General features: G+C 70.6%; 25 protein-coding genes. 8 read left to right on the forward strand and 17 right to left on the reverse strand.

All coding sequences use genetic code 11. From position 1 onward, the window contains the following. Positions 1-74 precede the first annotated feature (74 nt). The 4 genes from ACIA8G_RS08915 to ACIA8G_RS08930 all read left to right on the forward strand — a co-directional run bounded on the left by ACIA8G_RS08915 (position 75) and on the right by ACIA8G_RS08930 (position 5,094). The gene (locus tag ACIA8G_RS08915) at positions 75-3,062 is read left to right on the forward strand and encodes an ATP-binding protein (protein WP_396417780.1); all 2,988 of its coding nucleotides are present in this window, start codon (positions 75-77) and stop codon (positions 3,060-3,062) included. Positions 3,063-3,087: 25 nt separating this feature from the next. Next, positions 3,088-3,876, forward strand: coding sequence for an aminotransferase class IV (locus tag ACIA8G_RS08920; protein WP_396417781.1), 789 nt, complete (start codon positions 3,088-3,090; stop codon positions 3,874-3,876). A 37-nt stretch (positions 3,877-3,913) separates the two neighbouring features. Then, on the forward strand, positions 3,914-4,660 hold the full coding sequence (locus ACIA8G_RS08925) for an ArsR family transcriptional regulator (RefSeq protein WP_396417782.1): 747 nt from the start codon (positions 3,914-3,916) through the stop codon (positions 4,658-4,660). Positions 4,661-4,722: 62 nt separating this feature from the next. Further along, the gene (locus ACIA8G_RS08930) at positions 4,723-5,094 is read left to right on the forward strand and encodes a VOC family protein (protein WP_396417783.1); all 372 of its coding nucleotides are present in this window, start codon (positions 4,723-4,725) and stop codon (positions 5,092-5,094) included. On the opposite strand, the gene ACIA8G_RS08935 is transcribed toward ACIA8G_RS08930, so the two are convergent. After that, positions 5,074-5,406: a DUF6223 family protein gene (locus ACIA8G_RS08935; protein ID WP_396417784.1), complete on the reverse strand. Its 333-nt coding sequence runs from the start codon at positions 5,404-5,406 to the stop codon at positions 5,074-5,076. The two genes, ACIA8G_RS08930 and ACIA8G_RS08935, sit on opposite strands and share 21 nt — an antisense overlap. Here ACIA8G_RS08935 and ACIA8G_RS08940 point away from each other — a divergent pair. From ACIA8G_RS08940 to ACIA8G_RS08950, 3 genes are read left to right on the forward strand one after another with little or no spacing between them, the layout of a single operon-like run. After that, entirely contained in the window at positions 5,405-5,539 is a 135-nt protein-coding gene (locus ACIA8G_RS08940; protein WP_396417785.1) for a hypothetical protein, read from the forward strand. The genes ACIA8G_RS08935 and ACIA8G_RS08940 overlap by 2 nt on opposite strands. Before the next feature lie 58 nt (positions 5,540-5,597). Beyond that, positions 5,598-6,707, forward strand: a complete 1,110-nt coding sequence (locus tag ACIA8G_RS08945) for a sensor histidine kinase (RefSeq protein ID WP_396417786.1) — start codon at positions 5,598-5,600, stop codon at positions 6,705-6,707. Then, positions 6,704-7,360, forward strand: a complete 657-nt coding sequence (locus ACIA8G_RS08950; protein WP_396417787.1) for a response regulator — start codon at positions 6,704-6,706, stop codon at positions 7,358-7,360. Before ACIA8G_RS08945 ends, ACIA8G_RS08950 begins: the two co-directional genes overlap by 4 nt. A 2-nt stretch (positions 7,361-7,362) precedes the next feature. Here the strand turns inward: ACIA8G_RS08950 and ACIA8G_RS08955 are convergent, their stop codons facing one another. The 14 genes from ACIA8G_RS08955 to ACIA8G_RS09020 form a co-directional block, all read right to left on the reverse strand. Then, entirely contained in the window at positions 7,363-7,974 is a 612-nt protein-coding gene (locus tag ACIA8G_RS08955) for a hypothetical protein (RefSeq protein ID WP_396417788.1), read from the reverse strand. Beyond that, complete coding sequence (locus ACIA8G_RS08960) at positions 7,971-8,666, reverse strand: hypothetical protein (protein ID WP_396417789.1); 696 nt, start codon at positions 8,664-8,666, stop codon at positions 7,971-7,973. Before ACIA8G_RS08960 ends, ACIA8G_RS08955 begins: the two co-directional genes overlap by 4 nt. Further along, entirely contained in the window at positions 8,659-9,375 is a 717-nt protein-coding gene (locus ACIA8G_RS08965; RefSeq protein WP_396417790.1) for an ABC transporter ATP-binding protein, read from the reverse strand. The genes ACIA8G_RS08960 and ACIA8G_RS08965 overlap by 8 nt, the downstream gene beginning before the upstream one ends. A 9-nt stretch (positions 9,376-9,384) precedes the next feature. Further along, positions 9,385-10,968, reverse strand: a complete 1,584-nt coding sequence (gene mpaP / locus ACIA8G_RS08970; RefSeq protein ID WP_396417791.1) for a daptide biosynthesis intramembrane metalloprotease — start codon at positions 10,966-10,968, stop codon at positions 9,385-9,387. Between the two features lie 7 nt (positions 10,969-10,975). Next, positions 10,976-12,169, reverse strand: coding sequence for a YcaO-like family protein (locus tag ACIA8G_RS08975; protein WP_396417792.1), 1,194 nt, complete (start codon positions 12,167-12,169; stop codon positions 10,976-10,978). Next, positions 12,157-13,245: a daptide-type RiPP biosynthesis dehydogenase gene (gene mpaC / locus ACIA8G_RS08980; RefSeq protein ID WP_396417793.1), complete on the reverse strand. Its 1,089-nt coding sequence runs from the start codon at positions 13,243-13,245 to the stop codon at positions 12,157-12,159. The genes ACIA8G_RS08975 and mpaC overlap by 13 nt, the downstream gene beginning before the upstream one ends. After that, entirely contained in the window at positions 13,242-14,456 is a 1,215-nt protein-coding gene (gene mpaD, locus ACIA8G_RS08985; protein WP_396417794.1) for a daptide-type RiPP biosynthesis aminotransferase, read from the reverse strand. Before mpaD ends, mpaC begins: the two co-directional genes overlap by 4 nt. Then, positions 14,449-15,204, reverse strand: a complete 756-nt coding sequence (gene mpaM / locus ACIA8G_RS08990; protein ID WP_396417795.1) for a daptide-type RiPP biosynthesis methyltransferase — start codon at positions 15,202-15,204, stop codon at positions 14,449-14,451. Before mpaM ends, mpaD begins: the two co-directional genes overlap by 8 nt. Continuing rightward, entirely contained in the window at positions 15,201-16,148 is a 948-nt protein-coding gene (locus tag ACIA8G_RS08995; protein WP_396417796.1) for an LLM class flavin-dependent oxidoreductase, read from the reverse strand. The genes mpaM and ACIA8G_RS08995 overlap by 4 nt, the downstream gene beginning before the upstream one ends. Continuing rightward, positions 16,145-17,089: a T3SS effector HopA1 family protein gene (locus ACIA8G_RS09000; protein ID WP_396417797.1), complete on the reverse strand. Its 945-nt coding sequence runs from the start codon at positions 17,087-17,089 to the stop codon at positions 16,145-16,147. The genes ACIA8G_RS08995 and ACIA8G_RS09000 overlap by 4 nt, the downstream gene beginning before the upstream one ends. Next, positions 17,083-18,138: a class V lanthionine synthetase subunit LxmK gene (gene lxmK, locus ACIA8G_RS09005; RefSeq protein ID WP_396417798.1), complete on the reverse strand. Its 1,056-nt coding sequence runs from the start codon at positions 18,136-18,138 to the stop codon at positions 17,083-17,085. Before lxmK ends, ACIA8G_RS09000 begins: the two co-directional genes overlap by 7 nt. An 18-nt stretch (positions 18,139-18,156) precedes the next feature. Further along, the gene (locus ACIA8G_RS09010) at positions 18,157-18,357 is read right to left on the reverse strand and encodes a hypothetical protein (RefSeq protein WP_396417799.1); all 201 of its coding nucleotides are present in this window, start codon (positions 18,355-18,357) and stop codon (positions 18,157-18,159) included. Positions 18,358-18,449: 92 nt separating this feature from the next. After that, the gene (locus ACIA8G_RS09015) at positions 18,450-18,671 is read right to left on the reverse strand and encodes a hypothetical protein (RefSeq protein WP_396417800.1); all 222 of its coding nucleotides are present in this window, start codon (positions 18,669-18,671) and stop codon (positions 18,450-18,452) included. Between the two features lie 4 nt (positions 18,672-18,675). Then, positions 18,676-18,840: a hypothetical protein gene (locus ACIA8G_RS09020; protein ID WP_396417801.1), complete on the reverse strand. Its 165-nt coding sequence runs from the start codon at positions 18,838-18,840 to the stop codon at positions 18,676-18,678. 250 nt (positions 18,841-19,090) lie between these two features. Here ACIA8G_RS09020 and mpaB point away from each other — a divergent pair, with 250 nt between their 5' ends. Continuing rightward, positions 19,091-20,107 carry a daptide biosynthesis RiPP recognition protein gene (gene mpaB, locus ACIA8G_RS09025; RefSeq protein WP_396417802.1) on the forward strand — a complete coding sequence of 339 codons (1,017 nt, stop codon included), beginning with the start codon at positions 19,091-19,093 and terminating at the stop codon, positions 20,105-20,107. On the opposite strand, the gene ACIA8G_RS09030 is transcribed toward mpaB, so the two are convergent. Together ACIA8G_RS09030 and ACIA8G_RS09035 are read right to left on the reverse strand one after the other, a co-directional pair. Next, positions 20,065-20,724 (reverse strand): response regulator, encoded by a 660-nt coding sequence (locus ACIA8G_RS09030; RefSeq protein WP_396417803.1) that lies wholly within the window; start codon positions 20,722-20,724, stop codon positions 20,065-20,067. The genes mpaB and ACIA8G_RS09030 overlap by 43 nt on opposite strands. Continuing rightward, complete coding sequence (locus ACIA8G_RS09035; RefSeq protein ID WP_396417804.1) at positions 20,721-21,857, reverse strand: sensor histidine kinase; 1,137 nt, start codon at positions 21,855-21,857, stop codon at positions 20,721-20,723. The genes ACIA8G_RS09030 and ACIA8G_RS09035 overlap by 4 nt, the downstream gene beginning before the upstream one ends. Between the last annotated feature and the right edge of the window lie 105 nt (positions 21,858-21,962).

Consider the following 21,962-nt stretch of genomic DNA (forward strand, 5'->3'; position numbering starts at 1 on the left):
GCCGGACGTTCAGGGGGCGTGACATCTGGCGAGGGGGAGCGGTGAGCGGGGCTCGTTTCGGGGTGCTTGGCCCGGTGACCGTCTGGCGGAACGACGAGATCGTGACGCCGACATCGTTGACACAGCGCGCCTTGCTCGCCGTGCTGCTGCTGGCGGAGAACCGGCCGCTGTCCGCCGAACGCATGGCCGCCCTGCTGCGACCGGACGACGCGGTCAGCGACACCAGGGCGTGGGGGCAGGTCGTGGTGTCACGGCTGCGGACCTGGCTCGCCGCTGCCACCGGCGGGGAGGTCACCGTGGTGCGGCGCACCGACGGCTATCTGCTCGAGGTACCGGGGGAGTGCGTCGACCTGGGCAGGTTCCGCAGGCTGCACGCGGCGGCGGTCGTGGCTGAGCCGCACCGGCGGGTCGACCTCTGGGACGAGGCGCTGGGCCTGTGGCGGGGGCCCGTGGTGGCCGACGTGACGGCAGCCCTGAGCGACCACACGCTCGTCGTGCGGATCGAGGAGCTGCGGGTGATCGCCGCACTCGGGTTCGCCGAGGCCGCGCTCGCGGCCGGGGTGCCACAACGAGCGTTGGCGTGCCTGACCGAGATGATTCAGCTGTACCCGTTGCACGAGCGGCTGCACGCGGTGTGCGCGTTGCTGCTGGCCGGCAGCGGACGGCAGAGCGAGGCGCTGCGGCTGATCGAAAGCGTTCGCGCGCGGCTCGTCGACGAACTGGGCGTCGATCTTGGCGAGCACCTGCGGGACGCGCAACTGCGTGTGCTCCGGCAGCAGGCGATGCCCGCCGCGCGGGCCGAGGCCGAGGTGCCGCCTCCGGTGCGGTGGCGCGGTCCGCAGCCCGGCACCGCGGTGCTGATCGGGCGGGATCGCGACCGGGTGGCGCTGGAAGACGCGCTCGGCGGCCGGGGCCTGGTCACGATCGTCGGCGCGGGCGGATGCGGCAAGACGACGCTGGCCCTGCACGTGGCGAGAAAGATCGAACCTCGGTTCGGCGACGGTGTGGTGGTCGTCGGCCTCGCCTCGCTCGCCTCGTTCGGCGAGATGGTCACCGCGCTCGCAGCGCTGCTGGAGGTGTCCGCGCCGACGATCGACCAGACGCTGGTGGCGTTGACCCACGCGTTCGCCGAGCTCCACCTCCTGGTGGTGCTGGACAACTGCGAGCACCTGGCCGAAGAGTGCGCGCGGCTGGTGCGGACGATCATCGAGCACGCGCCGCAGGTCGTCGTGCTCGCCACGTCCCGCATGCCGCTGGGCGTGGTGGAGGAGTGGGTGTGGCCGCTCGGCACGCTGGAGCCGGCGCCCGCGGTGGAGCTCTTCCTGCGGCGTGCCGTCGAGGCACGGCCCACGCTGGACGCCACCCGCGTCGACGCCGGCCTGGCCGACCGGCTGTGCCGCAGGCTGGACGGTCTGCCGCTGGCCATCGAGCTCGCGGCCGCCAAGCTGCGGGCGTTGTCGATCGCTCAGCTGGACCACCGGCTGGCGGCCGATCTATCCATTCTGGACAGTCCTAAGGGGACTCTGAGCGCGACCATCGACTGGTCCTACCGGTTGTTGACCGAGACCGAGCGGCGGTTGCTCAGCCGGCTGTCGGTGTTCCGCGGGACCTTCTCGCTGGAGACGGTGGAATCGGTCTGCGGTGCCTCTGCGGAGGACGTGCTGCCTGCCCTCATCTCGTTGGTGGAGCAGTCGCTGGTGCTGGCGCAGGACATCGGGGCGGAACGTCGTTACGCGCTGCTCGCCACCGTGCGCGAGTTCGCGGCCGAGAGGCTGGCCGACCCCGATCTCGTGCGGGACCGGCTGCTCGACCACTGGCTCGCGGTGGGGCGGGAGATCGACGCGGTGCCGCATTACCGCGACCGCATGGCGAGGGCGCGGGACCTGGTTCCCGACGGGGAGAACATCAGGGCCGCGCTGGACCACGGGTTCGGCGGCGCACGTGCGGGCGACGCGGCGGAGATCGTGGTCCGGCTCGCGTCGTTCTGGCTGGCCAACCGCTCCTACCTGGGCAGCAGCGAGCTGCGGATGCGTCAGGCGGCGCAACACGTCGAGCTGTGCACGCCGGAGGTGCGCACCCTGCTGCTCTTCCAGTCAGCGGTGCGGCGGGCGTTGCGGGAGGACTACGTCGGGGCACGCGACGAGATGGCCGTGGTCCTGCCGCGGATCGCGGGCCACCGCCGGCGCGAGTACCGCGAAGGTGTCGTGTCGCTGGTGACGAACGGCCGGTTCGTGCTGAACCCCGTTGTGCTCGGCCAAATTCCCCAGACCCTCGCCGCAGTGCCCGAACACGACGAGGGCGACGAGCCGTCGACCGCGCTGACCGCGTGCGCGGGCGCGTACGGCACCTGGGGCCGTTTCGACGACGCGGTCGAACTGTGCGCCCGGTACGCGGCACGCGCGGCACGACGCGGCACCGCGTTCTCGGTCAGCCACCAGGTGGTGCGGGCCGAGGTCGCGATGGGCACTGGTGCCCTCGACGAGGCGATCTCGTGGTCACGCTTGCTGACCGAGCAGCTCACCGCCGCGGGCAGCCCGCTCGAGCAGGAGCCCGCACGCCGTGCCATCGCCCTGGTCCTGCTCACCACCGGGCAAGACGAGGCCGCGACCTGCTTCCTCACCGAGTCGGTCGCCGAACTGGACGACTCGTACCCCGTCGAGTTCTCGCGGGGCAGCGCCCACCTCGGCGTCCTGCTGGCGCAGGCACTGCGCCGGTCCGGCGACCCGAAGCAGGCACGCGAGGCGCTCGCGCACTCCCTGTCCCAGGCCGTGCGCCGGACGCATCTGCGGGTCGGGTTCACCGGCGTGCTGGCCGCGGCGCTCATCGCGGCCGACCTCGGCGAGACCGAGGCGAGCCGTGACCTTCTGCGCGGCTGGAACGCGCTGCGCCACCGGATCGGGCTGCCCGTGCCGCTGGGGTTCGCCGACGCGCCCGCGATCCTCGGGTTCGAGCCCGGCCTTGCGGGCACGCCGGATCCGTCCTGGGTCTGGTGTGCGGCGGAACTGCAGCAGGTCATCGATCGGGCCCACCGGTGGTCCGTCGGCCTTCAAGCCTTGCGCTGACGGCCGCCTGGCTACGGTGGAGATCATGAGCAGCCCCGCGATGCCGCGCCTTGAAATCAACGGCCGGGCGGCCGGCGTTGACACGCTGTGGTTCCCCGCGTTGTCCAACTACGGCCACTACACCGCGATGCAGATCCGAAACGGCAGGACCCGTGGTCTCGAACTCCATCTCGACCGTCTGAGGGCGGCCACGCGCGAGCTCTTCGATGCCGACCTGGACGACGATCGGGTCCGCGCGTACATCCGGCACGCTCTCGGCGACGACACCGGGGAAGCGTCGGTGTTCGTGACCGTCTTTCGGCAGGGTGCGCACGCCGATCCGTCCATCATGGTCACCGTCGGCAGGCCATCAGAGGTCTCGGCCGCTCCGCAACGGCTCCAGTCCGTCGGATACCAACGCCCTCTCGCGCACATCAAGCACGTCGGCACTTTCGCGCAGACCCACTACGGAGCGGTCGCGCGACGCAACGGTTTCGACGAGGCACTCCTCACCGGGCCCGACGGCGCAGTGTCCGAGGCCGCCGCGGCCAACATCGGCTTCTTCGACGGAGTCTCCGTGGTGTGGCCGAGCGCACCGGCGTTGCACGGGATCACCATGCAGATCCTGGAGTCGACGCTGGCGGACGTCGGCGTGCTGTCACAGCGCCGGCCGGTGCGGCTCGACGATCTGGCTTCCTTCAGCGCCGCCTTCGTGTCCAGTTCCATCGGGATCACCCCGGTCGGTCAGATCGACGGCCACACGTTCTCCGTCGACGCGGACCTCATGACCGTGCTGGTACGGGCCTACGAGTCCGTCGCCTGGGACGCCGTCTAGCTAGTCCATCAAACTGGTTTGATGTATTCTGCTGGACATGGTGGCTTCGGGTGAGGTCGTGGCCCCGCCGGCGTTCGTCCGGCTGGCCGGCCACCCGCTGCGCTGGCAGCTGCTCACCGCGCTGTCCGGGAGCGACCGGCGGGTCCGCGAACTGGTGGCGCTGGTCGGCCAGCCGCAGAACCTGGTCTCCTACCACCTGCGGCTGCTGCGCGACGCCGGTCTGGTCACCACCACGCGCAGCACGTTCGACGGGCGCGACACCTACTACCACCTGGATCTCGGTCGCTGCGCCGAGGCTTTGGCCGCGGCAGGCGCCGCGTTGCACCCGGCGCTCGGAGTGCCGGCCCGTCCGTCCGGCTCGCGGATCACCGTGTTGTTCGTGTGCACCGGCAACAGCGCTCGGTCGCCCATCGCCGAAGCGCTGCTGCGCCACCACGCCGGTGGCCGCGTGGAGGCGGCCAGTGCTGGGACTCGGCCCCAGTCGCAGTTCCACCCGGACGCCGTGCGGGTGTTGAAGGAGTCGTACGGCATCGACGTAGCAGACCGGCGGCCGCGGCAGGTCGGCACGATGGCCGGGCGTCGGTTCGACCATCTGATCACGTTGTGCGACAAGGCTCGTGAGGTTCGGTTCGAGTTCGCCCGGCCTCCGCGGCGCGCGCATTGGAGCATTCCCGAACCGGCAGGGGGTGGCGATCTCGCGTTCCAGCGCATCGCGGCAGAGCTCGACACCCGCGTCCGCTACCTGCTGCCCACCCTCACTCGGCACGAGGAGGCTCCGGCATGACCGACTACGCCAGCGTCCGCTACTTGCTGCCCGCCCCTCACCAAGCACGAGGAGGTTCTGTCATGACCGAGTACGCCAGCGTCCGCTACCTCGTCGACGACGTGCAGGCCGCCGTCGACTTCTACACCACCCACCTGGGCTTCACCCTGAACACGAACGCCGCCCCCGCGTTCGCCGACGTCGTGCGCGGCCCGCTGCGACTCCTGCTGTCCGGCCCGGCCAGCTCGGGTGCCCGCGCGACCCCTGACGACGCGACTGCCGCCGGCCGCAACCGGATCCACCTCGTCGTCGCCGATCTCGACACCGAGATCACCCGGCTGAACGGCGCGGGCCTGCCCCTGCGCAGCGGACCGGTGGCCGGCCCCGGCGGCCGGCAGATCCTGCTCGCCGACCCGGCCGGCAACCTCGTCGAACTATTTCAACCCGCCGGTTGAGCGGGCGCGGGCCAGCCCCAGCCCGCCGAGCGCCGCGGCGATGAGTCCGATCACGACGGCCACGAAGCCGCCGACGATGCCGTAGCCGGTGCCGGGGCCACCCTCGGCGGCGGCCACCACCAACCCGCCGACGGCCACGCCGATCAGCCCTGCCACAAGCCCGGCGACGGATCCGCGCCTGCCCAGGCGGCGGGCGAGCGCGAGACCGCCGAGGACCACGCCGGCCAGCGCCACCAGGGCGGCCACACTGCCCAGAAGTCGCCCGGTGGTGAGGGCATAAGCATCGACGGCGAGCACGTAGTGGTTGGACATGACGATCTCCTTCTCCGGCAACGGGACAAAGCTGATCCTGTTCGCCGGAGCCGTTCCGGTCGTCGTGCCGGCGTGGACACTTCGCGCTGCCGCAGGAGCCGCAGAAGCCGTCCAACTACTACGAGCGCGGTAGTCGGATGATCGTCTGCGCGTAGGAGTCGCCCGCGCGGATATCTGGTTAGGGTGCGCGTGTGAGCAGGGAACGGATCGGTGTCTGGGACTGGGTGATCGCCGTCGGTGTGGCGGCCGCCCTGCTGGTCGCCGGCCTGTCTCAGGCCACGGGTTTCGACCTGCTGGGCTACCCGTTGCTGGTGGTGGGCGGTCTGGCGCTGGTCGCGCGCCGCCGGGCACCGGTCGTCGTCCTGGCCGTGACCGGGTTGTGCGCGCTGGGTTATCAGGCCGCCGGATTCGACGTGCCGGTCGTGGCGTTCCTCTTCGCGGTGTACGCCACCGTCCGGGCGGGACACCGCGTGGTGGCGGTGGCGGGTTCGGTGCTCATGCTGATCGCCCTTCCGCTGGTGATCCTCGCCTTGCACCTCGACTGGCCGGTGAGCGAGGTGTTCACGAGGTCGCGGGACGTCCTGCAACTGGCCTGGCTGATCGCCGCGGGTGCGGCGGGTGAGGCGCTGCGGCAGGCCGAGCGGCGAGCGGACGAGGCCGAGCGCACCCGTGAGGAGACCGCGCGCCGCCGCGCCGACGAGGAACGCCTGCACATCGCGCGGGAACTGCACGACTCGCTCACCCACCAGATCTCCGTCATCAAGGTGCAGGCCGAGGTCGCGGTTCACCTGGCCCAGAAGCGGGGCGAGCAGGTGCCGGATGCCCTGCTGGCGATCCGGGAGGCCGGTCGTGAGGCGGCCAGGGAACTGCGCGCGACGCTGGAGGCGCTGCGCGACGATCACGAGAACCCGCCGCACGGACTCGAGCAGATCCCGGAACTGGTGCAGCGGGCCAGGACGGCCGGCCTGGACGCGACGCTGACGATCGAGGGGGACAGGACCGGCGTTCCGTCCACAGTGGATCGCACCGCCTACCGGATCGTGCAGGAGTCGCTGACCAACATCGCCCGGCACGCCGCAGCCGCCAGCGCGTCGATCCGGATCGACTACCGCACTGACGCGTTGGTCATCAACGTCGACGACGACGGCAAGGCCACCTCCGGCGCGTCACCGGTTCCGGGCGTCGGGCTGATCGGGATGCGCGAACGGGTTACGGCTCTCGGCGGGCACCTGCTGGCCGCACCGCGCAGCGAGGGCGGGTTCACCGTCCACGCCGAACTTCCCGTGGATCGCACGTCGTGATCCGCGTCCTGCTGGCCGACGACCAGCCGTTGATCCGCAGCGGATTCCGCGCACTCCTCGACGTCGAGGACGACATCGAGGTGGTGGCCGAGGCAGCCAACGGCGAGGAAGCCGTGGCGCTGGCCCGGCAGCACCTGCCCGACATCGCCGTCATCGACATCCAGATGCCGGTCCTGGACGGGATCGAGGCGACCCGGCGCATCGCCGCGGACCCGGCGCTGGCCTCGGTGCACGTCGTCATCCTCACCAACTACGGCCTGGACGAGCACGTCTTCAACGCACTGCGCGCGGGCGCGGCGGGGTTCCTGGTCAAGGACATCGAGCCGGAAGACTTCCTGCACGCCATGCGCGTGGCCGCACGTGGCGACGCCCTCCTCGCGCCCTCGATCACGCGCAAGCTGATCGACCGGTACGTCACCCAGCCGCTCAGCACCGGCGTCGGGCTGACCGACCTGACCAACCGCGAGCGAGAGGCCGTCGCTCTGGTCGCGCAGGGCCTTTCCAACGACGAGATCGCCGATCGCATGGTGATCAGCCCGCTCACCGCGAAGACCCACGTCAACCGCGCCATGACCAAGCTGCACGCTCGCGACCGCGCCCAGCTCGTCGTCCTCGCCTACGAATCCGGGCTGGTCACCCCGCGCGAGCCGTGAAATCAGACGTCGCGCAGCGCGGTGACCGCCCAGGCCGCCGTCCCCGCCACCACCAGCCAGACCGCCAGCAGCACCGCACCGAGGTCCGCGGGCAGCAGTCCGGGCTCGGCCGACACGACCGACATCGTCGCGCCGAACGGCAGCAGCTGACCGACGTCGGGCCAGGACGAGAGCACCAGCGCGGATCCTATGTGGACGGCGAACAGCACCGTGGGCGCCAGGAAGTAGTTGCGCACAACGACTCCGACGAACAACCCCCACACCGCCCCCGCAGCCCCCAGCGGCACGGCCGTCAGGTCGACCGGCGTCCACAACACCGCGGCGGCACCGGCGCCGATCACCGCGCCGCCCAGCGCCGTGACGGCCGCGGACGACAACAACACCGGAACCCGGTGCCCGAACAGGATCGACCGGGTCACGACACCGTTGCGGTGCGCGAGAACGTGCCTGATGGTGCCGTACAGACTGGACAACAGGCTGACCTGGATCAGCACCGCGTCGGGCGAGGATCGTTGCCACACCAGGGCAACGGAGGCCGCGGCGGTGAGGACCACGAGGCCGAGCAGAACCAGGTCGGACCGGACCCGCATCAGCTCGGCGCGCAAGGCGGTCACAGCACCTCCCGGCGGAGGAAGAGGCGCAGCCCGGCGAACGACGTCACACCGACCCACGCCACCGCGATCAGCAGGCTGAGCCACACCGGAAGAAGTGAGGGCAGCGGCGCCTGGATCAGTCCGGCGAAGACGTCGTTCGGCAGGAACCGGCCGATCGAGGGGCGCAGGAACAGCAGCGGCAGCTCGATCGCGAACGGCAGCAGGAACGAGACTCCCGCGGCGAAGTAGTAGTCGCGCAGGATCCAGCCGATCGCCACGCCGAAGACGCCGGCGAGCGTGCAGGCGAGCAGGCAGCCGAGCAACGTTGCCCAGGTCGACCAGCCGGTGTCGAAACCGGAGCGCAGCACCAGCCACGTCACCAGTGACCAGCCCAGCGCGCCCACCAGGCCCGTGACCAGTCCGCTCACCGCTCCGGCGATGAGCTTCGCGAGGTAGAGGTGCGACTTGCGGTGCAGCAGCACACCTCGTTCGATGGAGCGGTAGTAGTAGTCGCGGGTGACCAGGTAGCCGCCCAGGAACGTCGCGGCCACCGGGCACGCGGCCAGACATCCCAGCATCAAACGGGTGTCGGAGAGCTCGACACCGGAGAAGCGCCAGACGCCCAACGGCAGCAGGACGGCGTAGGCCAGCACGGCCAGCAGCCAGAAACCGCTGCGCGCCTTGAGGATCTCGGCTCGGATCGCGTCACGCACGGACGGCCTCCCCGGAGACGAGGTCGAAGTAGCTGTCTTCCAGGCTGCGGCCGCCGGAGACCAGGTCGGTGAGCGGGCCGGCGAACAGGGTGCCGCGGTTGATCACGACCACCTCGTCGACGGTCTGCGCGAGCTCGGCCAGCTGGTGGCTGGAGAGCAGGACGGTGCCGCCCTCGTCGGCGAACGCGCGCAGGAAGTGGCGCAGCCAGCGGATTCCTTCCGGATCGAGGCCGTTGGCGGGTTCGTCGAGCACGAGCAGATCGGGGTCGCCGATCAGGGCGGTGGCGAGGCCCAGGCGTTGCTTCATGCCGGTGGAGTACTTGCCGAGGCGCCGATGCGCGGCGTCGGCGAGGCCCACTTCGGCGAGGACCGAGTCCACCCGGCTGCGAGACACACCTGCCGCGACGGCGCAGATCTCCAGGTGGCGCCTGCCGGTGATGCCCGTCTCGAAGCCGAGGCCGTCCATGTGCACGCCGACGGCCTGCGCGGGCCGGTCCAGCCGGTCGTAGGGCACACCGAACACGGCCGCGTGGCCGGAGGTCGGGCGCAGCAGGCCCAGCAGGCCGCGCAGGGACGTGCTCTTGCCGGCACCGTTGGGGCCGAGCAGGCCGACGATTCGGCCTGCCTGCACGGAGAAGCTGAGGTCCTCCACGGCGACGAGGTCGCGGTAGTGCTTGGTGAACCCGTCGAATTCGATCACTGGGGTCATGTGGTCCTCCTATCCGAAGATCTGCTGCCACACGGGCATCAGGTAGTTGTGCGCCAGCCACTGCCCGGCGGGCATCGGCGCCCCCTCGACGCGCGCGACTCCGCTGTTGTCGAGCGAGCCCGTGACGCCGGTCAGCGGCACGGTCATCCCAGAGGTGGTGAGGTCGGTGCGGAACGGCGTCAGCGCACTGAGCGGAACCGTTGCCGCCGAGGGTGAAGACGAGCCGATCCGGGCACTGCCGAGCTCTGTGCTGAACACCAGGCCGCCGCGTTGGAGCACGACATGGGAGTTCGCGGCCACCTGCATGCCAGGTGGGAGCACGAAGTGGACGCCCGTGGCGTCACGCACGTAGCCGCCGCGGATGTCGTTGTCCACCTTCAGGAACGTCAGCAGCGCACCGAGAGTGGCCAGGGCCACGCAGGCCGTGAGCGCTAGGCGCAGCGAGCTGACACCGAGGCGATGTGCGTTGCGCAGCAACGACCACACGCCGCGGACCAGCAGGTAGGCGAGGTAGCCGAACAGCACTAGCACCAGCAGGCCGCCCAGTAGGCCCATGCCGAGCAGGACGTGGCTCCACCGGCTGGCCGCGATCGTGAGCACCACCACCGGGAAACCCAGGCACGCCAGGCCGAACGGCACGGTCCACGTGGGCAGCGAGCGCGTGAAGCGAACGCCGAACAGCCACCGGACGAGCCAGCCACGTGCCTCGGCCATGGACCGGTCGCGCAGGTGCGGGATGTCGACGTACGCCATCAGGGCCAGATAGCCGTCGAGCTTCACGAACGGGATGAGGTTCACCAGCGCGCTGAGGTAGCAGACGACCGCGAACCCGAGCAGAGCCTCGTCAGGTACCAGCAACGCCGCCGTCGCTGCGCAGCCCGCGATCGCCGCCTGCGTCGCCACCCCGGCCATCGCCACGCTCACGCGCTGCCGGGGCTTCGCCAGCCGCCAGCCGTCGGTGACCTCGCAGAAGCACGCCGGGGTGAGGTAGAAGAGCATCACGCCGAACCAGCCGGGACGGCCGCGGAAATGCGTCAGCGTCGCGCCGTGACCGAACTCGTGGAACACGGTGGTGACGGCGATGCCCGCCCAGATGAGAGCGAACGTCGAAAACGGCAGCGGTGAACCGAGCGCGGTGCCGACAGCGGAGTGCTGGACCGCCAGCGCGACCAAGCCGCCGATCGAAAGCACGAGCGCCACGGCCAGGACGGCGTTGCCGGACAGCCGGACGAGCAGCGGGCGCAACGGCGCCAGCAGGCGATCCGCCCGCACGATCCGCAGCTGCCAGGTGGTGGGGGAGACGACGACGAAACGGCGTTCGGGCTGCGGCTCGGTGGCGTTCGGGCCGGCGATCAGGCCGAGCCGGTCGAGACGTTCGACGGCGTGCGCGACGAGCTCGGGTGTCCAGGGCTGACCCAGCGACGACGCCAGCGAAGCCGCGTCACGTCCATCCAATGTGGACAGGAGTGTGCCGATGTCGGCGCTCACCCGCAACGGGTTGGCGTCCGGGCGTTCGACGATCCAGTGCGCGTCCTCGGTCATCGGCTCGTGCACCGTGATCCACGGCGCGCGGCGGGGTGCTGCGACGATCATGGTCACCTCAGATCAACGGGTGCGGGAAGTGGGAAACAGGACCTGCGGCCTCGATGCGGTCACTCTGCCAGCCGAACTCATGTCGTTCGTCCATCCGCAACGGCTGGTAGCCGGGCACAACGACCTTGACCGCGCGCCACCCCATGGCGCGATGGGTGTCGGGCAGCCGCGGGGTCAGGTCGACCACGAGCGGCTCGCCGCCGTCCGCCCGCACCGCCGCCACCAGGTCGGCGGCCGAGCGCCGGGTGAAGCTCGGAGACCCCGGAGGTTCGAGTGGCAGACCGTGCAGACGTCGTTCCAGCTCCGCCACCGCCCCGGAGGTCAGCCAGAGCCGGGCCCGGTCGATGTCGTCGCGCACGACATCGGGTGCCGCGACCGAACCCCACTGGCCGCGCAGCACCGTCAGCATCTCGTGAACCTGCAAGGACTCCTGGAGCGCGATCAGCAGGGCGCGATCCCACTCCTCGTGCGCCTTCGCGCCGCACGCCGCCAGGTCCCCGTCCACGACGGTCGAGAGCACGCAGTGCAGACCGGGCAGCACGGGCACGCGCACCATCCGCACTCGCAGGCCCTGCGCCTTGCGGTACAACGCGGCCAGCCGCCGCCACTGCGCGGTCGGGGGTGCCAGCGCGATCTCGACCTCGACGTCGATCTCGGCCGCGAAGGCACCGGCCGCCCATGAGACACCGACGGCGTCCCGTTCGACCAGTTCCAGCAACGCTCCGCGCACCGCGAACTCGAGGTCCGGCCCCGCCGCCGCACCGGACGGCGACGGGTCGAACCCCGGGACGTCGACCGGGTAGTCGACCAGCCCGGCCGGCACCCACACCGGCGCACCGGAGTGCAGCCACGTTCCCTCGTACCAGCGCATCGGAGCCGTGACGGGGGCACCGAGCCCGGCCGCCACGTAGTCCAGTGCGGCGGAACCCGGTGCGGTGATCGCGCGCGGACCCCGGTCGCCGGGGAACAGGGCGAACCGTTCGACGGCTTCCCCGGCGGCCCTGGCCATGGTGTCGGTACGGCTGGTGCCGTACGCGCCGACCAGGTGCAGCGGGTAGTCGCCGACCGAGGCGCCCCGTGCGGAGAGCCCGCCGATGTCGACGGCGACACTCCACATCGGATGGTCGGCCGACGGCGGCCGCATCTGCCAGCCTCGGGTGAGTCCGTTGGCCGGATCGAGGGTCTTGATCAGGTCGAACACGACGCGTAGACCTCCTCGACGTCGTCGGCGGACAGGCCCGCGAGCATCGGCAACCGGCCGCCCCACGACCGTTCCGCGCGCTGGGCCGCCTCCGCACGTTGCCCGGACGTCGTCAGCAGCTCGTGCTCGAGATCCCACCTGCGCAGCAATGCATGCAGTCCGCTGACCGGCGCCGAGTCCGCGATCCAGCTCCACGCCACGGCCAGACGCTCGCGGGAGCCGAACCGGTGATCGCCCGCCATGATCCGCGTCCACACCGCGGGCAGCACGTGCGCGGTGGCGACCATCTTGCGCACACCGGCCACAGTGGACAGTTCGTTCGCCAGGTACCAGTGCTTGGCGCCGTAGGTGCTCCTGCCGACGAGTGCCCAGCCGGTGTGCGTCGCGGCGCTCAACGTGGCCGCGGCGAGCCGGGTCTCGGACCCGGTGTCACCGCGGGCCAGCCGATCGCCGACGGCGACGAGCCGGCGCACCAGCATCTCCGCCTCCGCGTCGGGCAGTCCGCCGACGGGTGGGCTGCCCGCGAACGGGCCGATGATCCGCAGCAACGCCTCCAGCACGCCTTCGCGCAACAGCAACGGCGGCAGGCCGCGGGTGAACTCCGGGTCGAGCACCGCGACCTCGGGCGCCAGCCCGTTGCCGATCGCGAGCCGCCTGTGCGCGCCGACCCGCACGCAGGCGACCGGGCTGACCTCGACGCCGGTGCCGACGGTGGTGGGCACGAAGACCCGGCGGAAGCCAGGAGCCGTGTCCGGCAGGCCGACCACGCCCGCGCGTTCTCCGCGCGCCTGCACGACGTCCGCGAGCAGCGGAGCACCGGCGAGCTTGACCACGTCGAGCACGCTGCCGCCGCCGACGCCGACCAGCACGTCCGGTGCGTGCTCGACGATCTGGCCGGCCAAGGTGCGCACGGTGCCGAGGTCCGCGTCAGCGGCGTCGAGCCGGATCGTCGGCGCGTCGAAGTCGAACGTCAGGTTCGCGTCGGTGATGATCAGCGGCCGCTTGCCGAGGCTGACCGAGCGCCAGGCCCGCGCACCCGCGTGCACCGTCGTGGGGCAGGCGCGGCGCAACATCATGACGCCACCTCGTCCAGCGCGGCCAGCAACGCGGTCTCCAACTCGGCGAACTCCCCGGCGCCGAAGGTCAATGCCGGCACCAGCTGAACGCAGTCCGGGCCGGGCTGGACGATCACGCCGGCCCGCCGTGCCGCGACGACCACGTCGGCCGACACACCGGGTTCCAGCGTGATCGCACGGAAGCAGCCGGTACCGCGATGCCCGCGAACCAATGGGTGCGCGGAAATCCGTTCCAGCAACCCGTCCAGCAATACGCTGTTGCGCGCGGCCGACGCCAAGGCGTCCAACGACCGCATTTCGTCGATGGTGGCGAGAATCGCGGCACAACTGCTCGGCGCACCCGCCTGGGTCTCGCCGTGCACCAGCACCGAGTCCGCCCGCTCGAACACCTCGCAGATCTCGTGCGACACCACGACCGCCGACGCGGCACAGGTGCCGTTCGTCAGCCCCTTGGACGTGATCAGCACGTCCGGCGTGACCGGCCAGCCGTGCGAGGCGAAGTACTCGCCGGTGCGGCCGAACCCGGTCGCGACCTCGTCCGCCACCAGCAGAAACCCGTGCTCCTCGCGCAACCGGCCGACCGCGGCGACGAAGCTCTCCGGCACCGGATGCGCCCCGGACCCGAGCACGGGCTCCAGCACAACCGCGGCGACGCGGTGACCTTCGCGCGCCAGCAGGGATGCGAGCTCGGCCTCGTCGATCCCGACGTGCCGGACCGCGCGCTGGTCGACGCCGTACAGCTCCTGGCCGAGATGTTCGCCGGTCAGGCTGAAGCTGCCGTACGTCAGGCCGTGGTAGCTGCCTTTCAGGCCGACGACGACGCGGCGCCGTTCCTCCCCGCGCAGCGCCTGGAAGTGCCGGACCAGCTTCATCATCACGTCGTTCGCGGCGCCACCCGAGGTCGAGAACAGCACCCGCCCGAACTGTGGCCCGCAGACCTCGAGCAACGCCGAAGCGGCGCGCACGGCGAGGTCGTGCCCGCCGCGGAACAACGTCAGGTACGACGAGTGGGTCAACGCGTCCGCGACCGCGTCGGCGACTTTCTTGTTGCCGTAGCCCAGGTTGCAGTTCCACAGGCCGCTCGTCGCGCACAACGCCCACGACCCGTCCGCGAACCGGATGCGGGTGCCCTCGGCCGCGACGGCCTGCCGAGCCGGAAGTCCGTACTGGCTGGGCGGGACGAGTGACTCCCACACCGGGTGTCTAGTCATCGTGCCTCCCGCAGATCAGCTGCACCTGCACCTGCTCGGAATCGAGGCCGCGGCGTCGTTCCAGGATCTTGAACCCCGCGGCGGCCAGCTCCTCGGCGAGCTGCTCGGAGCTGACCATCCGCACCTCGCTCGTGTAGAGCGCACGATGGTCCGCCGACTCCTGCAGAAGGCTGGTCGTCCGCACTCCGCGACGTCCGTCGAAGTGCTGGAACAACGTGATCATCGACTGGTCCTGAACGACCACGGTCGACCGTTCGGCCTGGCGCGCGAGCAGCAGACCGGCGAAGTCGAGGACGCTGACGTAGAACACGCCGGCGAGATGCCTGCGCACGCAGGCGAACAGCTCCGCGCGCTGGGACGTGTCGAGCAAACACACTGAAGACGTGCCCAGCACGACGAGCCCGAACCTGCGGTGGAGTTCGAACGCCGTCATGTCGCCCTCGACCAGCCGGACGTCCGCGCCGGCAGGCAGCCGGTCGGCGAGCATCCCGAGCAGTGCGGCCGAGTTGTCGAGCGCGACGACCTCGTGACCACGGGCGGCCAGCGGCACCGTCAGCCGCCCCGAGCCGCACGCGAGCTCCAGCACGGGGCCACGGGCCAGCCGCAGCACGTCGCGGATCTCGCTCGGGTCGTGCCGGGCGATCGCGTCGTACACCGGCGCGCCCTCCTTGCCGTACAACGGCTTTGCCGGCAGGCCGAACAACGCGGCGACCTGCCCGGCGGTGCCGGGGATGTTGCTCCTGTTCACTTAACTTCCCCCAGAACGTCGTGCCGCACGGTGCCGAGCGACATCAGCAAGAACTCCAGCTCCCGCACGGCGGCGTGCTCACCCCGCTCGTACGCGACGCCGCTGAGGTTGAGCACGATCTCGTCCACCCCTGCGGCCCGGTACGCGTTCAGTCCCTCGACCAGATCTGGCATACCGCCGTGCAGAAACACCCCGGCGTCAACGAGTGCCCGTGCACCGGATTCCGGATCGGAAGCAGACACGGACACACCCGCCCGGCCGAGCATGTCGATGTAGTGAGGAGACTGAAGGTGCCCGCGGCTGACACCGAGCGCGAGCTGCACCGGGTCGCGGCGGGGTTTGCGTTGTGCCAGATGGACAACCGACACGACTCGTGGCATCGGCCGACCAGCGGCCGCGGCGGCCGCACGGATCTCCGGCACCAGCACGTCCCGCAGGTAGTCCGGCGGGCACAGCCAGGTGATCGCGACGTCCGCGATCTCCCCGGCCAGCCGTGCCATCGCGGGCCTCAGCACACCCAGCCCCAGATCCACCCGGGGATGGGGAATCGGCGGAAGACCACCGTCCACAAACGACCGAACAGCCGTGAGGTACTCCCGTGCGGCCGTGAGCGGACTGGGGTAGCGGGAGCCGAGCAACGCCCGTTGGAAATCGGCGGAACCCGGACCGTAGCCCGCCACCAGCGGATGACCGGTGATCTGCGCGAGCGACCTGGCCTGGGACGCGGCTTCGAGTGGATGACGCAACGGCATCAGCGTCACGCTGGTGCCGACCGGCACCCGCAGACCGCTGCCCGCGAGATAGGCGAACAACTGGTGCGGCTCGAGGGTCAGCGACTGGCCCAGCCACAGCCGGCAGTCCTCGGCGCGGCTCACCAGCTGACCCACCGGCAGCACCTGCTCGCAGCGGATCGGCATGAAAGGCATGTGCACGGAGTAGGTCATGTGATGTTCCGCGCCGGGTGCAGCGGGTCGATGCCCGCGTCGAGGAACGCCCGTGCGATCACGGGTTCGCGCGTCTCACCGCGGTTCGCGGCGTCGAGCAGCGCATGTGCCAGCACGAGGCAGCGGTGCTGGCCGAAGCTCAGCCCGGACCTGCCCGGCCGTGGGTCGGCCGGTTCGTGTGCCGTGGCGACCCCGGCGGCGAGCCGTTCGGTGAACACCGAGGTCTCGTGCGGAATCCCCCGCAGTCCCCGCACGGCGTCCGCGACCAGTGGAGCGGCCTCGGCCGATGGCAGGTAGACCACGATCGCGTCCCGTCGTGGGTACTGGCGGGCCCGCGACAGCACTTTTGCTTGGTATGCAACGGATGCGGACTCCAGCGCGTGGAGCACCGCTCGCCACGCGCCGACCGCGCTGTCCGGATCGGACACGTGCACGTACACGCGCAGCGCGCCGGATGTCAGGTCGACCGGACGGGACCCGTCGACGAACAGGAAACCCGGTGACAGGGCGGGCCGGGCAGGCGGCACGAGCAGGTCGATGGGCTCACCGACGGAGGGAAGCTGAGCAGTCTGGCCGGGCAGGCCGACAGGCTCACCCGAGGAGCGCATCAAAACAGCGCGGTCACGGGGCACCCGCACCAGCACGCCGTCCCACTCCACCAGCAACAGCTCGTCGGCCGACCGCAGCACGGCACGAACCGGCGCGGCGGCATGCGGGACCACCTCGGTGAAAGCCCGCTCCAGCCACCGGTCGCGCTTGGACAGCGCCAGAGAGAGGTTGCGATCCGCCATGCCCGCGTGCAGCTCCGCGTAGAGCCACTCGGTGAGCCGCGCGACGAGCTGAGGGCGGCTGTCCGCGTCGAGCTGGTGTCCGTTGACGGTCGCTTTCGTCGCTCCGGCGCGGATCTCCGGGAGCGCTGCGGCCAGCTGTGCGGCTAGCACGACGACAACCCGAGGACGGAGACGAAGTGCTCGGGGCGCAGCAGGATCGTGCGCGCCATCCGGAACAGGGTGAGCGCGGTGCCGTCGAGCCTGGTGCGCGGCTGGGCGTCGATGAGCATCCGCTCGACCAGGTGCCAGGCCACGTACAGGGGTGTGCGCGCCGCGACTTCGGCGGAGTGCTGCGGCCGGGCCGCTGCATACGCCTGCCAGAACGAGGCGATCGCGGGACGCGCCTCCCGCCACGGCGGCCGATCGGGAGCCAGCACCACGGTCGGTGGCGGGAGAAGCCGGCCGGCGGTGCGCGTGCGTTCCTGGAGCAGGTCGACGACGGCGTGGTAGAGCCACTCGCCGACGAAGCCGCCGACGTCGCGCGCGGGGTCGGCGAGCTGGAACATCTCCCAGTCGGTGAGGTACAGGCGGTCCCGCGAGACCAGGAACTGGTCGAGCCTCAGGTCGCCGTGGATCGGCACCTTGACGGTGCTGTCGCCGATCTTCCCCAGCACGTCGGCGATCACGGTGTCCTGCTGCACCATGCGCCACGCTTCGAGCTGGCCGAGGCTCGAGTCGTAGAACAGCTCCTCGGTGAGCCCGTGCACCGGGTTGTGCTGCGGCAGCGCGGGTAGCGACGGCTCCAGTTCGGCCAGCCGACCGGGCCCGACCGAGTGCAACGCGCCGAGCGCCGCGCCCGCCTCAGCGGCCAGTGCGTGACCGAAGTCCTTGTCCGCCACCACCTGCTGGCCGGTGCGCGCCTGCGGCAGGCAGTCGAACACCTGGACGCCCGCGTGCTCGTCCTGCCCGATCAGGGTGGTGGTGCGCAGCGCCCCAGGGCGTTCGGTGCGGTAGAACGCCTCGGTGCGCCGCAAGCCGTGCGCCGTCTCGTCGGCGGTGCCGACGAGACGTTTGACGAAGACCCGCCTGCCGCCGGTGGTGTCGCCCAGCCAGTTGTCGTTCCGGCCGCTCATCGGCGTGGCGGTGGCCCAGTCGAGCCTGCCGAGGCCCAGATCGTCCAGAACGGCGTCTATCCGGCTGGACTCGGTCACACCCGGCATGTGGAGGTCCTAACGGAGTCAGTCTCCGTTCGCCTGGCGACGCTTGATGTTGCGGAGCAGGAAGAACGAGACAGTGAAAATACCCAGAATCGCCACCACGAGGAGCGTGATTCGCAGCCATTCCGCCGACACGACGGCGGACACCGGAATCAAACCGATTGCGACGACCAGAAACGCCACGAGTGCGCCGTTGTTCGTCTCGGAATTGTTGTTCGTCATGGTGGAGATGATAGAGCAGAACTGCCGGGTGCCTGGATTGGTTTGCCACGATGATTGGCGTGTCGCCGCCCACAGGCACCCGGCCGGCCGATCTACGTGATCGTGATCGCGCCGATGACGAGCGCGCTGACGCCCGCGCCGGCACCGACGCTGGCGAGGAAGTCGCCGACGTCCGGCGTCGCCGCGACCTCGAGCTCCACGAAGCTCAGGTCGGGGCCCTTCAGCGCCATCTCGGTGACGGCGAGGTCGAGCGCCTTGATGTCCTGCATGTGTTCACCCCCTTGGCACAGCAGCAGGTCAGCGGGCAGGTTCACCGGATCAGGTGACGGCGATCGCGATCGCCGAGAAGGCCACCGCGAGGCTGACGGCACCGCCGAGAGACGCGTCACAGGCGCGCGGGTCCATGCCGGCCTGCGAGCAGCCGCTCATGCCGACCATGTCCTCGAGCTCGGTGACCGAAAGGTCCAGAGTCGTGTCGTTCATGTAATTCACCTCCCCCCGAAGGTGTGCGCCGAAAATGAGGGCGACTTGTGGTGACGGGCGCCGCCGGACATGGCTCGCCGAATCACGCTTTCCCCCAAGCGAGGCAACTCTGACATCCGGTCACGCGGCGCGGCAATACTGCGCTGGTTGTACTTCCGCATTACTGCGCTGGATGGACGCCGCCGGGGGGACCCGGCAGGTAGCGTCGAAACCCGTTGTATGTGAAGTTCGTGTGTTCTGGGGGATTCAAGTGACGGACGATCGTTCGCGCGCACGTGAGGCGTTCACCGCGGTGGTGCAGCTGGTCAGCGGCAACGCCACGGGCACGGGCAGGGTGGTGCTGGTGGAGTCCGCCGGCCACGAGGACAGAGCGCTGGGGTGGGACGCGCTCGTGTTCAGCCCCGGCGGATCCGAGGCCGCCGTGGGGTACGAGGGCGGGCTGGTCGAGCCGGGGGACGAGTTCCTGGTGGGGGACGACCTGTTCGTGCACACCCAGGACTACCTGGCGACGCCGTTCCTCGCGGTGGCCGGTCCGACGATCGTGCGCGTGGGCGGCCAGCAGGACTACGAGGCGTTCCTCCAGGACGCCGACCTGGCTCGGGACAAGGGCGTGTTCGTCGAGCAGCTCACCACGCCCGGCGTGTTCCTCGCCGACCAGTGCGCTTTGGGCTCAACGCATCCGTGCACGGGCGCGCGCCGGCTGCACGTGGACGCGTCGGGGGACGTGCGGACCGCGCCGGGCGGTGAGGTGCTCGGCTCGATCGAGTCCGACGTGGACTCGATCGCCCTGAGGGCGGCCGTGCTGAGCACCATCGGTGACGTGTGCCTGAACGCCGTGGTGAGCGCGGACGCGATCGACCAGGCACGAACGGCTCGCCCGTGGTTGTCCCGCTACCTGCGCGTGCTCGCCGTGCTGCGCGGTCTGCGTGCCGAGGGGCGAACGGGCCTGAAGGTGTCCGGGTTCGGCGGCAGGTTCGTCGAAGGACTGCCCGCGGACCTCGTCGAGCACGTGGACGCGCCGATCCTCGTGCACGGCAACGGCGAACAGCTGCTCTGCGACACCACGCAGGACCGCGTGTTCCAGGTCGGGGCGGACGCGGCCAGGCTCATCGAGCTGCTGCTCGTTGCCGACGACACCGACCACGCCGTGGAGCTGGCGACCGTCCACTTGGGACTCGCCGCCGACGTCGCGCGGGACGCGGCCGGCCAGGTGATCGACAGCCTTCAGTCGGTGCTGCGCGTGGGGATCACGAGCCCGGCTTCGTAGGCGGCCGCGACGACCTGGGCGCGGGAGGTCAGGGCGAGCTTGGCCATCAGCCGGTTCACGTGCGTCTTCACCGTGGTCGGGGAGAGGTACAGCTTCTCCGCGATCTGGTTGTTCGACATGCCGCGCGCGACCAGCACCATGATCTCGTTCTCGCGCTTGGTCAGCTCCTCGAGGTGCGCGGTGCTGACGGGCGCGCCGGTGAACTCGCGGATGAGCCGCTTGGTCACCGTCGGCGCGAGCAGCGCCTCACCGCTCGCGATCACGCGCACGGCCGCGACGAGGTCCTCCGGGCTGGTGTCCTTGAGCAGGAAGCCGGACGCCCCCGCGCGCAGTGCCGCGTAGACGTACTCGTCGAGGTCGAACGTGGTGAGGATCAGCACCGCCACCTCACCGCCGAACGCCTCAGTGATCTGCCTGGTCGCCTCGATGCCGTCGGCCTCGGGCATCCGGATGTCCATCAGCACGACGTCCGGCCGGTGTTCGGTCGCGGCGGCGACGGCGGAGATGCCGTCCGCGGCCTCCGCGACCACCTCGATGTCCGGCTGGGCCCGCAGGAAGGCGGCGAAACCGGCCCGCACGAGTGCCTGGTCGTCCGCGACCACCACCGCGATGCTCATGCCGCCAGCTCCCTGGGCAGCGTCGCGACCATCCGGAACCTGCCGCCCGGCAACGGTCCCGCGTCGAGCGTCCCTCCACACACGACTGCCCGCTCCCGCATGCCGACCAGACCGTGCCCGTGCCCGTCGGCGTGGGGGAGCACGTGGTCGTTGAGCACCTCGACGCTCATGTGGTCGTCGAGATAACGCAGGCGCACCTGCACTTCGGCGTGGGCGGCGTGCTTCAGCACGTTCGTGAGCGCTTCCTGGATGATCCGGTACACGGTCAGCTCGCGCCCGGCCGTGAGCGGATAGGGCTCACCCTCGGTCTGCACGGTGAGCGAGAGCCCGACATCGCGCATCGTCTGGAACAGATCTTCGAGCTGGCCCAGCGTCGGCTGCGGCCGCAGCTCGGCGTCCAGCGCCTCCGGCACGCGCAACGCGCCGAGCAGGTGCCGCATCTCCGACAACGCGTCCTTGCTCGTCGCCTCGATCACCTGCAACGCCTCGCGCGCCTGCTGCTGATCGTCCGGCATGGCTCTGGCGACACCGGCCTGCACCGCGATCACGCCGAGGCTGTGCGTCACGATGTCGTGCAGCTCGCGGGCGATGCGGGTGCGTTCCAGCAGCGCCGCTTCCTCCTTGAGCTGCTCGCGCGCCTGTTCGAGCTGACTCACCACCTCGCGCAGCTGCGCCGACCGCTGCCTGCTGCGCCGCGTCACCATGCCCAGCCCGATCGACCCGCCGAGCAGCACCACGTCCAGCACCGCCACCACGGGGTGGAAGTCGGCGTTCGACACGTAGCTCGTCACGGCCGCCACCAGCGTCAGCGCCGCTGCCACCACCGTGCTGACCAGCGACGAGTTCACCGCGACCGTGTACAGCGCGACCTGCAGACCCAGCCCGGCACCGCCGCTGGGATAGCCGCCGAGCACGAGCGTCAACGACGCCACGAGCACGACCAGGAACACCGTGCGGGTCCACCGGCGGCGCACCAGCAACGTCGAGATGCCCACGACCCCGACCACGGCCGCGGCCCAATTAGGCAGCCACCCGGTTGCCTTGTCGCCGAACTCGCGCACCAGCAGCAGGTGTACCGCTAGGAGCGCGACCACGATCAGCGAGTCGACGACGAGCGGGCGTTTGACGGTCACGACCAGTGATTATTCCTGTTACGCACCGCCGCCGCTCGGGATCCGCTGAGGCACTCACCACAGCGGACACACGCGGGCACGCCCGTTTTGTGGCCGTGAGCGGCG

This window comes from Lentzea sp. NPDC051213, from assembly GCF_044455585.1.
In the GTDB taxonomy this organism is placed as follows: Bacteria; Actinomycetota; Actinomycetes; order Mycobacteriales; family Pseudonocardiaceae; genus Lentzea.